This is a genomic window from Gammaproteobacteria bacterium (assembly GCA_032250735.1).
Taxonomy (GTDB): Bacteria; Pseudomonadota; Gammaproteobacteria; order SZUA-152; family SZUA-152; genus SZUA-152.
Window position 1 is genome coordinate 24,755 of record JAVVEP010000003.1, and the last position, 15,703, is coordinate 40,457.

Consider the following 15,703-nt stretch of genomic DNA (forward strand, 5'->3'; position numbering starts at 1 on the left):
TCTTTCTACTTTCCGATCACGGTATCGATTGTGTTATCACTTCGGGCTATTACCCAAGGTGTCAGACGATTATCAAGCTGCAACCACACATCATCGGCAACACCTGCAATGGAATCTTTCCCTACCAGTTTCCAAATACCAAGCGACTCGCCAGTGACTTTTACTACAATATTGCTTGACATGTGTGCATTGGTATCCAATGAGGCCACTAACTGGCCTTCTGGCGCATAGATATCTGCGGCGGCATTTTCATGTTTGCTTTCTGTATGAAGCGATACAGAAAAATTAGTGACATTTTTTGGCACCATAAATTCCAATGTGCCTATTGCGCCAAATAGATGTAACCCATCTGTTTTTTGCTGGCTGGCTAATGCCATTTCGGCACCAGTTACTACTGGACGAACAATGGCCTGCTTCGAAACGATATCCAGGTAGTAGACATTTTTATTTTTCATGTATTTACGTAACGTCTGTCCTTCTATAACATCGCCTTTTTGCAATGTGAGACCTTTATTATCCAGCAAGTGGTATCTCACCGACTCGCCAAAATCGACAACCTTGTTAAAAGTGATATCAACCTCACCGTCCTGTGCAGGATATAACGCCAGCAATGAATGACCTCGCAGCATCGCTGCAGTCTCAATGATTGTAATTACTGGACTATATCGTTCGTCATGTGTCTTTGAACTGGACCAGTCATCGAACAATTTCTTTACCTTATCGACCATCAGGCGTAGACGTAATTTATAAGGTGATTCATCTTCATCCGATACTGGAGCTAAAGATAACTCAAGGCCAGTGAGTGAAGAATTAGTGGGTTGATTTGTATTTAGCATTTTGTCACCAAATACTGAATCTTTGTCCAAAGCAACCATCCCTGCGTCTTGGAGATAGGTGTAAAAGTGATTCATATTGCCTTGAAACATCCACAACCGTAAATGTTGTTTGTGCGTTTTCACTAGCCCTTGTGCTTTAGTGAATTTGCCTTGTATATCTCCTAACACCGGAAGATAAACCGCTTTCAACAGTGACGGCGTCAATCGATAGCCAGCCCTTTCATTTTGAAGGTGGAACTCTTTATTGGCCGAATCTAGCAGTGAATATATTTCATGCATGAGGTAACCGGCTTCTTCACCATACGCTCTCAGAAAGTAGTCCCGGGTTATTTCCTTTATATTTGCTTGCGGATTCCAGTTAAGTTTAGCGAGAAGATAATTAGTTAGGGCACCATGCCCCCAGGCACTAACGCCATACATGTAAACACCGCGCATGCCGGCACCAGCAATCTTTGGGTAGAGGTATGTTAGGATTTCCACCCCTGGCGGGTTTGGCGCACCCACCGTTTGCAGCAGGTTCACTGGCAAGTCGTAGTAAGCGACCTGCGGTGTAGCCTTGCTCCATTGCTGCAACAATAAATCCAGATCTTTTCGTGTCTTTTCTCGATATAGGCCATAGCCATAGCTGATGTCCGGCGCTAATACCAGACACAAATTATTGGGAAGATGAGGAATACCATTCGAAGGTGGATACAGGTAGTTTGTGTAGATGTAACCACAAACAAGCCTCTCGTCATGCGTTTTTCCCACTAGGTCTGCAACTTTGCTATAGAAATCCAGCACGAGGGGAGTGATAGATTGCCTACCGTGAGGGTCACGATCGTATAGGGCAAGACTTTCACGGCTGGTGCTCCATCCGCCACTGTCCGAAGGGGAAATGGAAAATGAATAGAGTGACTTGTCTTTTTTAAACGCTTCATCCACACGACTGGCCACCGCTTGCAGCAGTTCCTGATTTGTTGTTTCCAGTTTGTAACGGCCAACAGGCCTGGGCCGCTCGCCCTCCATTTCTGGAAACCAGTCGGGATGTTTATCGTACTCCTTTGCAGGAATCATCTGTAGGAAATTATGATAATGATTGAGCTGTAGGGAATAACCCTGCTTCTGTCGTTGTAACCACTGTTGCACTAAAGGGTTGTCGTTTTGAATATAGGCAATGCGACGGTTCTCAAATCCTGGCACCTCATAACGATTCAACTCAGGTATAATTATCTCTGATTGAGGCAATACATCTTCCCCTACTTCGCCTGGCATCAGCCAGCGTACGCCGACATAGTCCTCAAGAAAAGTCGATACGCCATTGCGCGTGCCATTGCTGGTACCACCAAGTAAAGTATGCGCATCATCCGAAGTATCCTTTCCCACAATGAATATATCGCCCTCTCGTGTAACCAGCCGGTATGATTCATCCGCCAAGGCTTTATCGGTAATGCCAGCATTGGCCGCCACATAACTCGCGCCAAGATGAATATAAGCGCGACAGGATTCGTCTTCTTTGAATACGATCTTTAGCTGCACATCAGTCGCTAGCCGCAAATAGTATTGTAGATCTTGGGCTGCCTTCCTCACTGAGGCAGGTGATAAAACTTCGTAACGAATACAATAGTCACTGTATTTGTCATGAATGAGTGTATAGCCTTTCGCTACGGCTTTATCTGTTACTACTTTTGTTTTTACTATTTTTTCTGCAACTGCATTTTCTACCTCTTTCTCCACCGCCATCGCTGGCTGTGATGTTGCTGCCATCAAATAACTACCCAACATCAGTACAAATAGAAAGGACGATGAAAAATGAGTACCAGACATTCGGGACTCACTTATCAGGTATGAGACTTTCTTGATGTAGGAAGCACATCCAGATCACCGCTGAAAACAGATAGCAGACTATTACGTGCTGTATCACGAATGACCTCGGCAACCAGATTGGCATTTACTCTAGTCTGTTCGGTTGCAAAACCAAACACCAGTGAGGTATCACAGAGGGTATTTATGATGCGAGGCACGCCGCCGCTGTGCTGCGCCACTAAGCTGCAGGCATCCGCATCAAATAGGTTTTCATCACCACCGGCCATTTTCAGCCGATGAGCGATGTATGTTGGCACTTCTTCCGGCAATAGCGGGGCCAGGTGATAGTTGACGCCGACCCGTTGCGCCATCTGCACCAGGTCTGGCCGTCTGAGTGTGTCGCGCAGTTCTGGCTGGCCTACTAGCACCAGTTGCAACACCTGATCCTTGTCGGCATTGACGTTGGATAACAGACGCAACTCTTCCAGAGTCTGTGCATCCATATTTTGCGCTTCATCTACAATCAATACGGTCCGTTTCCCGGCTGCGTATTGCTGCACCAGAAAATTTACAAAGTTGTGATACAGTTCTGCCTTTCGTTTTCCCCTAATCTCCAGATCAAAGGCCATTGACACCCAGTCAAGCAATTCACCGAAAGAGCGGTGGGTATTGGAAATCAGACCGATGGTCAGATCGTCACTGGAATCATTGAGTAACTGTCGCACCAGGGTGGTTTTGCCACAGCCGATTTCTCCCGTTATCACGGCACAACCAATCCCACCACTGAGCGCGTATTCCAGCACTGCCAGGGCGACGCTATGCTCCTTGCTGAGAAACAGAAAATCCGGATCCGGTAACAGTGAAAAAGGTCTTTCTCTAAAACCGTAAAATGATGTGTACATGGTGATTATCCAAGGTATCCGTTGATGACCAGTTAGCTGTGATCAAGCCATTTTCCGGTTAAGCACCGTGCCGACAACATTGGTAATCTCGAGCATTGCCAGCGTATCCGTTATGTCGCTCTTGGTCGTTTGTCCGTCTGCGATCACCAGTAACGCTGCCTCCACGTGAGGCGCGAATGCCAGCGCATCCGCCGCTGACAACAAAGGTGGTAAATCAAATATCACGATACGCGAGGGATAGCGTTGTTTTAATTCCTCTACCAGTTGCAGCATTTTTTTCGAGGACAGCAATTCAGCAGAATTGGACACGGCGCAGTTGCCCGGCAACACCACCAGGCGTTCGATGCCGGGATTAAATAGCATCTCCTTCAGTGGTATATCGTTGAGCATATAATCCACCACCCCATATTCCGGTGTGAAGCCAAAGTAGTTGGCAATGCCTGGACGGCGCAGATCCAGATCCACCAGCAATACCGTTTTATCGACCTCACGCGCCATGCTGATGGCGAGATTGATGGCCGTTAAGGTTCTTCCTTCGCCATGGTTAGCGCTAATGATGGCAAGCGAATTCCAGCCATGTTCCGACAGTCGCTGAAGAACCTGGGTGCGCAGCATGTTGTAAGCCGTGATCGTAGTTTCATCAACGCAGTTGGCAATGATTTTATTTTTGCGTAATAGACCCGGCGCAGATGGAACTACCCGAGTGTTTGTGTAGGCAACAGACTGTACCGCGGACGGCGGGGCAGTCACTGTGCGGTCTGATGATATGGGTGCACTCTCAACCACATCACGCTGTTTTCGCGCGCGTTCCAAAGCCTGCTTGATTCGTTCCATTACCTTATCAGTCTCACCATTGATAGTTTTTGTGTGGTACCAGGACTAGATACCCAGACGCCGGAGGCCGGCATACCAGAGAACATCTATAGGCATGACCAACCAATGGAATATCGCGATAGCGGCACATACCAGCACGCAAAGGCTAAGCAAGACCCACCACAGTCGCCGCCGTGTACGTCCCCGTTCTTCATCATTACGCATGTTTGGAATAACCGACAGCGGTGCCGAGCCCAGCAACGATTGTATGCCCGTCGCACCGCGAATGGTTTGGTCCATGGAATGGCTGACAACAATACTTCCAGCCCCTCCGACGAGAGAAAATACACCACCGAGGAACACTACGGCCAAACGATTGGGACGTACCGGCTCTTCCGGCAACTGTGGCGGCTCAATCAATGTGAATCGCTCACCTTTACGTTCTAGTTCCAACACCTCTGCCAGTTGCGCCTGCATTTGCTTGGCATTTATCTCCCGATATTTCATCACGGCACTCTCATAGTCACGACTGAGACTCCGATATTCCCGTTCAACCTGCGGCGCATTAGTGAGGCGGGCCTCATAGTCCTGCTTCATGGCCAGAAGCTCTTCTTGCTTTTGTAGCAAGGAGCGATACTCTGCATCCGCTGCCTCAAGATCCCCGAGCATTCGAATATAGGCAGGGTTATCAGGTTTGCTCTGTTTGCTGACGCTCTCATCAATCGTGTCGGGAACGTTTTTCTGGACCTCGTTTATTTTCGCCAGAGAATTATTCAATTTTTTAACATTGGGATGTTCTTCCCCATAGGTTTTCACGGCCAGAGCCAATTCCGTTTCAAGATGGGTCTTTTTTACCCGCAATTGTCGACTGTCATCCGCCTCACCCACCTCCTGTTCCAGGGCGGCAATCTGCTTATTGAGTTTTATCAGATCCGGATGATCCTGGCTGTAAATTGCCGATATGCTGACGTACTTTGCTTGCAGTGACTTGAGACGATCCATCGAGCTCAGGATCCTCTCCCCAGTCTCGGTGTACTGCGTATTGTTTGGACTGAGTTGTGCCAGTTGCGAGTTAAGATAAATCTTACGCTCATCTATCGAGCGTAGCTGCCTTTCCACCTCAAGTAGCTGTGTATCTGACCGATCCAGCAATTGCATATTCAGCTGGGTCAGTTCCGGCAATTGATTAACGTTCTTTTCCTTAAATACTGCCAGAAGTCTTTCAAGGTCGGCGATCTTGTCGCGCAGTTTATCCGCTTCGTCTGTGAGAAAACCCGTAGCCTCAGTGGCCTGCTCGCGGCGACTCATGATGTTTTCGTTGAGGTACAATGACGCCAGTTCATTGGCGACCTTTTGCGCCAGGGTGGGCGACTCACTGAAATAGGTCAGGGTAAAGGCAATGGTCGCCATTGTCGGTCGGCCACTGCGTGGATCCACCACCTCGGCACTCACCATCTTCATCTCGATATCCTTGCGCATCTCCTCGAGCACAACTTCCAGCGGATCCTTCTCCTGCTCCTCTATATAAAGATCATATTTCTTGATAATTTTTACCAGGTTGGCACGCGTCATTACTCGCTGGCTAATAACCTGGATGCGTTGGTCCGCATAGGTGGTCACGGTAGAGCGCACCAATTCCTGAGGAATTTCCTGCTGTTCAATAAGAATCGTCGCAGACGACCGATATACGGGCGGAAGACCAAATGCCACCCCGACGCCTATTACAAATATAACGACCAGTGCCGTGACCCACATTCCCTTGGTGCGCCGGGCCGTTATCAAATAGTCGACTAAATTATTTTTTTGTTGTTCCATTGATCACTATAGCTGCCATAGTTAGTGTGGCTTGATTATTTATCACGGGTGAAGGGTCTGATTGTCGAGTCGATATGCGATGCCTACAGCAATCTCATTCGAGTCGGCATCACGGCTTGCCGATTCATATTTCTGCCACTGGCGGGCATAGCGCATGGTAATCTGCCATTCTCTGGACAGCCTCCAGGCAGCGCTAGTTGTCAGTCTGGCGTATTGCCGGGAATCAAATGACTGTGTCGACTCCAGGGCATAATTCTGCAAATACAAACCAGCGATCTTTAATGTCCAGTAAGGACTCAGGCGTTCGCTGGCATTGATATCAATTCTATCGCTTTGTACCAGCTGTCCATAGCCACTAGGCTCGATGCTTCGCTGGACCTTTAGTTTCCAGGATGTTCTCAACTGCTCCTGGGAATACGCGACATCTCCCAAAAATCCATGTCGCGTCGATGCAAAGTCCGGCCCAGGCAGTTCTGTCGTCGTCTCCAGTTGATGTGCGCCTATCGTAAACGTCGCATTTGCCTGCTTATGGAAAGCATGGCTGATGCTTACACGGACACCTGTATCGACAACCTGATTGCCGATATCCGGCGCATCAAGCTGTGATCCATATAGATCCGCCTGAATGCTGTTCAGACTGCTCATCGCGTACACCAATGAACCGGAATATGACTGATAGCGATAGTTGGTGAGTCCTGTCAGCGAGGCATCCTGATATGCGACATCCGTGTAGTGCCAAAGAAAATCGCTCTTTAGTCTTTCCGAATATTGATATTGGTATGAAGGGTGAACTCCGCGTACAGTTCTGTATTTCTCGGCCTCTATTAAACCGGTATCTTCCAGCTCACTCGTCAACGTGGTGTCACGGAGCCAGTCAAGCGTAACACTGGATACCGATTTCTCCCCCAACAGACGTGTTGAGACATCCATCTGTACCACATCATTATCCAACCCAGTATCCTTGCTATAACGCGATAGCCGGTATCTGGGATGCAGTGTTAAGTCACTCTTTGGAGCAGCCCTTACCACTTGAGCTTCAACATCAAGATAATGGCCAAAAATGGATTCCTGAGATTCTGGCGTCAGTCTCTGGTTGTCATTAAAATTCGCTGTCAAGGCAACATCGTAGCCAAAATCCCAGGTAGCCGCCCCTGTGTTGCCAGCCGATAACATCGACATTGCGCACACTACACCAATGAGGCCGCATCGGTATTTGTCAATACATGGTAATGGCAACACCGTATCCTGGCCGTTTGCAATACATCGGAATCACAGAATCTGTATCAGGGCACTATTTCAGGGAATACATCATGGAACCACAACGATATCGCCGCTTTTCAGCAAGACGTTCTGTTCCAGTGACATCCCCCGTTCAACCTCACCATATTGAAAGTTCAGCACCTGTTGTTTGTCACCGACCCGGCGGAGGATCTTGATGTCATTCACATCCGCAAATACCGTCGTACCACCGGCCATGCTCAAGGCCTGCATGACATCGACATGACGATTAATGACAAATTCACCGGGTCTGGCCACTTTGCCGATCAGGTAGATCTTGTTACCGCTGAGTTGCCGCACTGCCACAAAGACATCAGTATCAGGTATGAGTTTTCCAAAGCGGTCCATCAGCTCCTCACGCAGCTCAGCGATCGTTCTGCCCTTTGCCGTAACTTCCCCGATCAACGGCAACGAAAATCCACCGTCAGGTCTGACAATCACCTCCAAGTTCAAATCAGGCTCCTGCCATACGCCTATTTGCAAGACATCCCCGGCCTGGGTCCGGTAGTCCAACCCGAGGTTCTCATCCGCCCTCGCTGACACAGAATGTAGGCTGATTGCTAGCGTCACAAACAAAAACCACAATGTCATAAATCTGTAACGTGCCATTGACTGCAGTCTCTTACCGGCCTGGCTGAGGAAATCACTCCTCAACTGTATAAAAGAGCGCACAATACGCACTATTTATGACCCTTTTATGACAGCTCTATCCCGGCAGGTACCCATCACGTAGTCTGGACAAGCACTGCCACCACTGGTAACTGAATGGACCTCCCGTTACCTTAAGCGGGCAGCGCCTCGTCGGACAATGTCTCCTGCTCATCTGCTTTTCTTCCTCCGCGACCAAACCCACCCAGGACCACCAGCGCCGAAGACATTAACAATAAAGAAGCAGGAATAGGAACACTGGAAACCGGAGTGTTCAATGCCTCTACACCGATTCCGTATAACCCCAGATTTAACGAGCCTGCGGCAACACCATAGACGTTGGCAAAATACTGAATACCCACATCAGCTTCAAAATCGAACCAACCACTGCCGCTGAGGGAATTGATTACCGTATTATTGGTTGTAATGGTCAGTTCCAATTCCTCGAAATAGTCAGGAAATGAAAAATCCGTCAATTTCACCCGGTAGTTACCAGAGCTGGACACTGTGAACACATCACTCTCATAACCAACACCACGGATAAACCCCACGTCTTCATACGCTACCGTGGCGGCCTGTACATTCGATAATGCCACACCACCCATCAGTAGCACCGCGCCCAACACTGCATTCATCATTTTTCCCGTTTTCATGATATCACTCCATTTCATTGTTGATTATTGGTTACGTTTATTGGTTATGTTCAATACTTTGGCTTTCGTTACATCATCCAGTTGCATATCAAGCGCGCTTTTCGACCACCTTCAATGTTCCCGGCCCAAATCCGCCGATGTACTTTTCCAGCAGATACTCCCTCAGAGCGAGCCCTACATCCCGCTGCTCCGGCTGCTTCTTTTGCAGATGCTTCAAACGCATTAACACATAGCTCTCCTGAATGTTGGCCATAACAATCATCTCGACATCTTCGCGATCAACCATCTTTTCCGGATCATCTACGCCTTCATTGATGATTCTTTCCAGACGAGATGAATCAAGATTGAAATAGCTTGTCAGCTCAGATCCACCGCCTACGAATACCGGCAGAAGATCCTTGCCATGTACATGATCATCACCCAGCGGCGTCAGTTTTGTCAGCGTACTGCGTACCGCAAACCGGAACACGTCCGAATCCCTCACATTCATCCGCTTCGCAATATCCTTGATCCGCTTCAAATCAGCACTGCTCATTCTTACGGATACATTCTGTTTCTTGTTATCTACCATTGTCGTCCCCTTGTCAGGCAATCACTAATTAATGTTTCTCACATCGCAAGCACAATATAACCCCGCTGTTTTACAGTACGATTAAGGTTATATTACACATCACAATTTTTTGTACGCCAGACGCAATTAAACAAGGGAATGTAACCCCAGTGCATTACCTTTACCCAACAATATGCACACGTTATGGTGATATCACAAAACTATCTGTGGGCATTCATCTATCTCATCCCTGATCCGGCAAATTGAACAGCCTGCGAAAAAGTCAACGCCAGAAAGGAATCACTCTTCCCGGTTTTATAGCCAGCATTACCGGCTAACTACCAGGAGGCTATCGGCTTTAGGTTGATTGAAGCGAGAGAGTTCGATAGTGGGCCGCCATCCCACTTCCGCGGCTAATTCTTCCTGAATCCGACACTCTCCTGGATTATTTCGGACAAAAAAAACCCGTCACTGGGACGGGTAAAAGGGAGGGAAGAAAGAGGGACAGGGGATAGGAGTTATCGTTAAATCTTCATGCGACGGATTAAACTGTTCTGCGGCGCTCCCTTGATATTGATGCTGTGATTGATGCGGTTACTCTTTCTGCCTATTCATAATCTAAGGTGGTTAACCAATTCAATAACCCTTTACTGACCTATCGATGCAGAAATATTTTCAGCTACTCTTAGCTTTTCGATTCGGTATTGCATTTCTTCGAGCAGATTTTCTATCTCCACTTGTTTGAGCTGTGTCACAGGCTCCTTTTGCAATAACGCATCCCAAACTCCTTTGTGCTTATATTGATCCAACAATTCCATGTTCACCTGATAGAGCTGTTGATTGTTGTCTGCACAATTCTCCAGCGCCCTGCGTCCTGCCTGATTAACTTTTAGAACATCAGCGCGCTCGCTTTCCACCAATCGAAGCGCGACTACCAGCTCCTTGTATTTATCAACCAGTTTCTGGAACTTGCTTTGCATCTCCCCCATTCGAGCACGCTGAGCAGTCACTGCCTCCTGATATTTACCTAGCGTATCCCGTGAGCTACTCAGTGACGACTTTGTAAGCTCGATCTTTTTGTTAAGTGATTCTATCTTCTTGTCGCGTTTTAGCATTTCATCCTGGAGGCGCACATTTTCGGCCTGTAACGCCTCTTTCTCCATGGAAATCTCTCGCAACAGGTACTGCGCCCTGGACAAGGCTGCATCATTACCATTGTCTCTCGCAGCCACCTCGGCCGAGGCATTGCTCCAGAATAACAAACATATAAGTACCGGTAACAACACCGGTATGCCAACATTATTCAGATGTATTTCACGCATAATGATTCCCTTTATGATCATTCCTATGAAATTTACTTTCAAAACTTCGCATTGATATCCACTTGCACAGTATCTACACCCATTGAAAAACCATCTATAGAATCAGATGTCATCCAGCGAGCTGACAGCCATGTATTGTCTTCCAATGCATAATTTCCACCAAGAATCCAGCCTTTTGCATCCGTTCCTCCAAGATGGAAATCAGAATCTGTCATCGCATCCAGCACTGCATCTCTTTCCAGATATTTGTAAAACAGGGATACATTCCAGTTTCCTGGCAAGGTCACGCGTGGCCATCCCACCGTGACACCCAGCTGATAACCTAGCGTGCGCTCTTTTGTTCGACCAACAGATTCGATCCAGCCTTGACTTCTTTCCACCACACCAAGAGATGTATTTTCAATCTCGGTGCGATCATAACCGATGTTCTTGACTACATCAGCCGCCAGCACGACATGCAATGGTGAAAAGTTCGCCAGGTCATACAAGAGGGTCAAATTAAGCTCATGATACTGTGCTGCCAATGCCCAGAGTTCTGCATCCGGATCAGCGGAGTTGCGTATATTGAACAGGACATTACCTTTCTGCATATAGGCCGGCGCTGTGTAATCATAGTCACTGCTCTCCACTACCTTATTACGCACGCCGGTAATATTGTCGAAAAAGTAATAGGCCAGTGCTATCTTGAACCTTGATTGATTTAAAGCGATAAATTCCGCGCCCATTTGGGCACCATACAACCACTTGTCTTTATTCGTGAGCTCCACTTCCTGTAGAGGAAATGCACCAATCGTCATAAACAGTGTGCGGTCATTCAAATCACTATCATAAAGGCTATCTACATCGCGCAGGCTACGACGATAGGTCGCGGCAATGCCTTCAAAGGCGAGATCGCTGTCCCACACCAAATCGGTAGAAACCCACGGACTTGGCATCCTTCCGCCTATCAATGTTAACCAGTGATAGGCGTCCAGATCATAGTTATCATGCTTGAGATAGGCCTGATCCCATACCACCTGATAGCGGTTACCATAGGTACCCAGTGTCTGATTCGTCGATACCGGATCTTTCTGATTTCCCGTGCTCAGGCGAAAGCCCGCCTTAACCCCTTGGGTTATTTTTGCATCGATTCCAACACGTGCCCTGGCACGCAAACGTAAACGGTCTTCGGTGGTGTTGAGATATGCCTCTGGCCCTGCATAATAAAATCCGCCACTTGCGTTGATTTCAGAAAGATTGACGTAGGTATTCGCCACGTTTCCGTCTGCAAACATATCGCCCTGTGCCCTTAGGCGGATATCGCCCTTGAACGAGACCTTGTTAACCCAGGCTGGCAGTGCATCCGGGATTCCCCAGCGTTCGTTCTTTGCCTGTGTCAGCACATCACCTACCACATCCGCACGCAGGTCGGCACGTACCTGTTCGCGGATCTCTTCCCTGATGAACTCCGGAATATAGTTGATCCTGACCGAGCCTTCGGGGACTGTCGGCCTTGATTTCTCCTCATCGAGCTGCGCCTGCTTTGCGCGCTCCAGAACCTGTTGTACCAGGCTATCTGCTGCCTGTTGTTCCTCCGTGTTTATTGCCGGGATAGGTTGTTGCATCGGATCTACCTCGGCGACCTCTGGCGCCACTAATGAGGCATCCCGGGGAGTGGCCTGAGCAGATTCATCTGGCATGTCGCTCGCATTTGTTGCTTCTGTTTGTTGCCCGCTGTTCGTAGCCGTCTCGCTTACCGTTTCGATAACCGCTTCGGCAACCGTTTCGTACTCCTTTTTATCATCATCCACAGCGACCATGGGTGAGCCTCCTGCGTCGTTCACCGTCGACATGGTACTGGTGATGGCATTTTGTTCGCTGCCTGTCGTCATTGTTACAACGTCATCGCTATTGGCTTGTTGAGACCAGACCTGAAACGTAACAAGCACGCATAAGCTTAGTGAATGGTGAGAAAATCGCATGGTTATCTATTTCCGTTTTATAGCGCCTTACACCAATGTATACAGTGTTGGATGACGCAGTTATACATATCTATATTTTTGAAGTAATCAGGAGATTCACCGGCTGTGGAAGCCCGACCGGTGGCTTTTCGCGAAGCTGTTCAAGCCTTCCCAAGGCCATCTTCAGGCGTTCATCCATCTTGCGGTCGCCAGTCGAATCCAAAAGCTTTGTGCGCTTGATCTTTCCGCTCGTATCAAGCCACAAACTGACCTTGATTGAGTATTGCAATTTGCGGATATCGGCGTCTTCCGATAGAAAATCCAGAATGTCACCTTGTATGGATGTGGCATACCAGGCGAAAGGATCGTGACCGCCAGACCCAATCAAATCCCTGCCACCCTTTCTTCCGAGCAAGCCAAAAGAATCTCCTCCAGCAACACCCTCTGCATCCAGCGCCAGATCCTCGCCCATGGGTGCGTCATCCGCCATGGGGTCCGGCATATCCTCCGGCGTGATTTCCGGCTCTGGTACTTCCACTTCTTCCTTGATTTCCGGCTCTGGCGGATTTTCGAGTTTTGGCGGTGGTGGCGGCGGTTGAATCAGGGTGATTTGCTGCACCATTTTTTTGGTGGAAACCGGCTTGTCCAGCATATTCTTAACAAACATAACCAGACTGACGGCGACAAGCGTAACCAGCAATCCACCTATGATGCCTGGCGCATAGCGTTTCCAGCTTTTCTTTTCGCTCATGTCGCCATATCTCTCGACAATGTGCTACTTGACAAGACGCTGAGTCACCAGCCCAAGTTGGGAAATTTCCAGTCGACCGAGCAAATCAAGCACTTCGACTACACGCTGATAGGCGATCATGCCATCAGCTTTAACCACTACCGGCAAATCGGGATTCACTGCCTTGAATCCCTGCAATCGTGCCTCGAGGTCCTGAATCGTCACAGGGTAGGTATCCAGATAAATAGTACCGTCCTGCGTGATGGTGATGGATTTGGTTTGTGGCTTTGCCAGGCTCACCGACTGGCTCGCCTTGGGCAGGTTTACCTTCACACCCTGAACCGTTGCCGTGGTCATGATGATGAAAATCACTAGCAATACATAAGCCAGATCCAGCATCGGCGTGATGTTGATTTCATCATAAACATCTACATCTGTATTCGCGCTCATCTTCGCATCCCCATTCTTGTCTGCCGTGTTTTATTGGCCGTTGGTTATCGATCACTCTTTATTGACCACTTTTTATTGACCACTCTTTACTGACCACTCTTTACTGACCGTAATGCTCTGCGATCTTGGCGATATATTCGTCGACGAACACATGCATATCCGCCACGGCATCCTTGATGAGCGTATTGAGGTAGTTGTATCCAAACAGCGCGGGAATCGCCACGGCCAGACCGGCCACCGTTGCGACAAGCGCAGCAGCAATACCCGGCGCAATGGCGTTGATATTCACATCGCCGCTGGCCGCGATCGCCGCAAAGGTAATCATGACACCCACTACCGTTCCCAACAGACCCAGAAACGGTCCACCACTAATGGCGATGGTTAGCATCACCATCTGATTGGTGAGCTTTTGCGTTTCCCGCACCAGGGTGGCATCCAGCGACGCGCGAATCGTACCGATGGCCTGAGTGGATAGACCCGATGCCTGGGCTCCCGCAGACTTCGCGAGACGCGAATTCACTTCCTGGATTCCGGTGTGATAGATGTGATAAAGCGTCGAACTCTTGAAATGGTCATGCTTGCCGAACAAGGCCTGGGATATCGGTGAACCCTGCAGTTCACGATCTTCATCACTGAGGCTCTGATCCAGTTTCGCAGGATCCGCCACGCCCAGTGCACGGAACTGACGCAAGAACTCGCCGTCATCTTTTCGGGTACGCTGGATCAACAAACCTTTTGCCAGCATCACCACCCAGCTTATCGCCGCCATGATGCCGAGAATGATAATCACCACCCAGCCATCCACCGTGACGTTTTGCAAAATGACGCCGAAGTACGACTCTCCACCGGCATTCTGTTTTTGTTCATCACCGCCATACACCAGCAAAGCCGACTCACTCCCCTGACTACGCACTGCCGCCTTGAACCAGGCAGCGCTGCGGGCCACATTGGAAATCTGTGCCTCGTCCATCTCGCCGAAAAAACTGTTATCGTCCGCACTTCCGCCCAGGGTGATAACACCGGCCATGTCGAATACCGTGGCATTCACCGTCGCGACCGGATCGCCGTTCACGTACACATTGAGCGCATCACCCTTCACTTCCAGGGCCAGGTGAGACCAGAGATTGGGGTTCACTACTGCAGTGCGCGGTGTTTCAGAGGATTTTCCATTACCGACATACCGGCCATAGACCGCGCCACCGTCGATGTTCAAGCTCAACACCCGGTCACCGTCCCGGCTCTCCATGACCACCATGTTGCCCTGGGCATCGGTCGGTTTGACCCAGGCCGAGAACGTCCAGCCCTGGGCTGTCACCAGACGAAGGGACGGCGTCGCCGGAATACTGATGCGTTTACCGGCATCATCAAATTTCACGCCCGCGCTGATCAGCGATGCCGGGTTGGATAGGGCGTTGGAGCTGGAAGGTTTATTGCCATAGGCCGTGCTATCACCAGGCCCGGCGCTCAATTCATCAAAGTGATACACCAGCACCTGATTGGCATCATAGGTACCCGCCGCATCCTGGCCACCCTTCGCGGCGCTATTACCGTAGTACATCCATATCTTGTCGGTATTGGTACCGGCGGTCAGCCTTGGAATCTTCACCCAGATGAAGGCCATTTCGTTAATGGGATCAAATTTTTCAATATGATATTTCAGCGGCGTCTTGTCATCGTCCGCGATGAAACGGATATCGCCACCATCCTTGAGGGTGTCGAGGAAATAATTGAAGTTTCCCGTGTGCAGCCGCACCAATACCGGGGCATCGGCAACGTCTTCCTGCAGATTCGCGCCACTGACGCTGGCATCCAGGGTCAACTGTTTACGAAACGTCCAGTCGTCATTCCACCATGCCGATGCCATGGTCGGAAGAGACATCAATATTAATGCTGCGAATCCGTGTTTAAACATTTTTCCTCACCCCATTATTTTTTTATTCGTGCCACGCCAATCCGACCCGCCCAAAGACATCAGAGTATG

The 15,703-nt window shown here is 49.1% G+C and carries 13 protein-coding genes; all 13 read right to left on the reverse strand.

The genetic code is table 11. The features are described from left to right. Nucleotides 1-5: 5 nt before the first annotated feature. Nucleotides 6-2,642, reverse strand: a complete 2,637-nt coding sequence (locus tag RRB22_02605) for a DUF4838 domain-containing protein (protein ID MDT8383282.1) — start codon at nt 2,640-2,642, stop codon at nt 6-8. A 14-nt stretch (nt 2,643-2,656) separates the two neighbouring features. Continuing rightward, nucleotides 2,657-3,523: an AAA family ATPase gene (locus tag RRB22_02610; protein MDT8383283.1), complete on the reverse strand. Its 867-nt coding sequence runs from the start codon at nt 3,521-3,523 to the stop codon at nt 2,657-2,659. Nucleotides 3,524-3,565: 42 nt separating this feature from the next. Continuing rightward, the gene (locus RRB22_02615) at nt 3,566-4,357 is read right to left on the reverse strand and encodes a CpsD/CapB family tyrosine-protein kinase (GenBank protein MDT8383284.1); all 792 of its coding nucleotides are present in this window, start codon (nt 4,355-4,357) and stop codon (nt 3,566-3,568) included. A gap of 45 nt (nt 4,358-4,402) precedes the next feature. Then, nucleotides 4,403-6,151, reverse strand: a complete 1,749-nt coding sequence (locus RRB22_02620; GenBank protein MDT8383285.1) for a lipopolysaccharide biosynthesis protein — start codon at nt 6,149-6,151, stop codon at nt 4,403-4,405. Between the two features lie 42 nt (nt 6,152-6,193). Next, nucleotides 6,194-7,330 (reverse strand): hypothetical protein, encoded by a 1,137-nt coding sequence (locus RRB22_02625; GenBank protein MDT8383286.1) that lies wholly within the window; start codon nt 7,328-7,330, stop codon nt 6,194-6,196. Between the two features lie 129 nt (nt 7,331-7,459). Beyond that, nucleotides 7,460-8,038, reverse strand: coding sequence for a polysaccharide biosynthesis/export family protein (locus RRB22_02630; GenBank protein ID MDT8383287.1), 579 nt, complete (start codon nt 8,036-8,038; stop codon nt 7,460-7,462). A gap of 173 nt (nt 8,039-8,211) precedes the next feature. After that, on the reverse strand, nt 8,212-8,730 hold the full coding sequence (locus tag RRB22_02635) for a hypothetical protein (GenBank protein ID MDT8383288.1): 519 nt from the start codon (nt 8,728-8,730) through the stop codon (nt 8,212-8,214). An 88-nt stretch (nt 8,731-8,818) separates the two neighbouring features. Next, nucleotides 8,819-9,301 carry a hypothetical protein gene (locus RRB22_02640; protein MDT8383289.1) on the reverse strand — a complete coding sequence of 161 codons (483 nt, stop codon included), beginning with the start codon at nt 9,299-9,301 and terminating at the stop codon, nt 8,819-8,821. Nucleotides 9,302-9,927: 626 nt separating this feature from the next. Continuing rightward, nucleotides 9,928-10,602: a hypothetical protein gene (locus tag RRB22_02645; protein MDT8383290.1), complete on the reverse strand. Its 675-nt coding sequence runs from the start codon at nt 10,600-10,602 to the stop codon at nt 9,928-9,930. 38 nt (nt 10,603-10,640) lie between these two features. Then, nucleotides 10,641-12,563 (reverse strand): putative porin, encoded by a 1,923-nt coding sequence (locus RRB22_02650; protein ID MDT8383291.1) that lies wholly within the window; start codon nt 12,561-12,563, stop codon nt 10,641-10,643. Between the two features lie 70 nt (nt 12,564-12,633). Continuing rightward, nucleotides 12,634-13,293 (reverse strand): energy transducer TonB, encoded by a 660-nt coding sequence (locus tag RRB22_02655; protein ID MDT8383292.1) that lies wholly within the window; start codon nt 13,291-13,293, stop codon nt 12,634-12,636. Between the two features lie 24 nt (nt 13,294-13,317). Beyond that, nucleotides 13,318-13,722, reverse strand: a complete 405-nt coding sequence (locus RRB22_02660) for a biopolymer transporter ExbD (protein MDT8383293.1) — start codon at nt 13,720-13,722, stop codon at nt 13,318-13,320. A gap of 100 nt (nt 13,723-13,822) precedes the next feature. Next, the gene (locus RRB22_02665) at nt 13,823-15,601 is read right to left on the reverse strand and encodes a MotA/TolQ/ExbB proton channel family protein (GenBank protein MDT8383294.1); all 1,779 of its coding nucleotides are present in this window, start codon (nt 15,599-15,601) and stop codon (nt 13,823-13,825) included. Nucleotides 15,602-15,703: the final 102 nt, after the last annotated feature.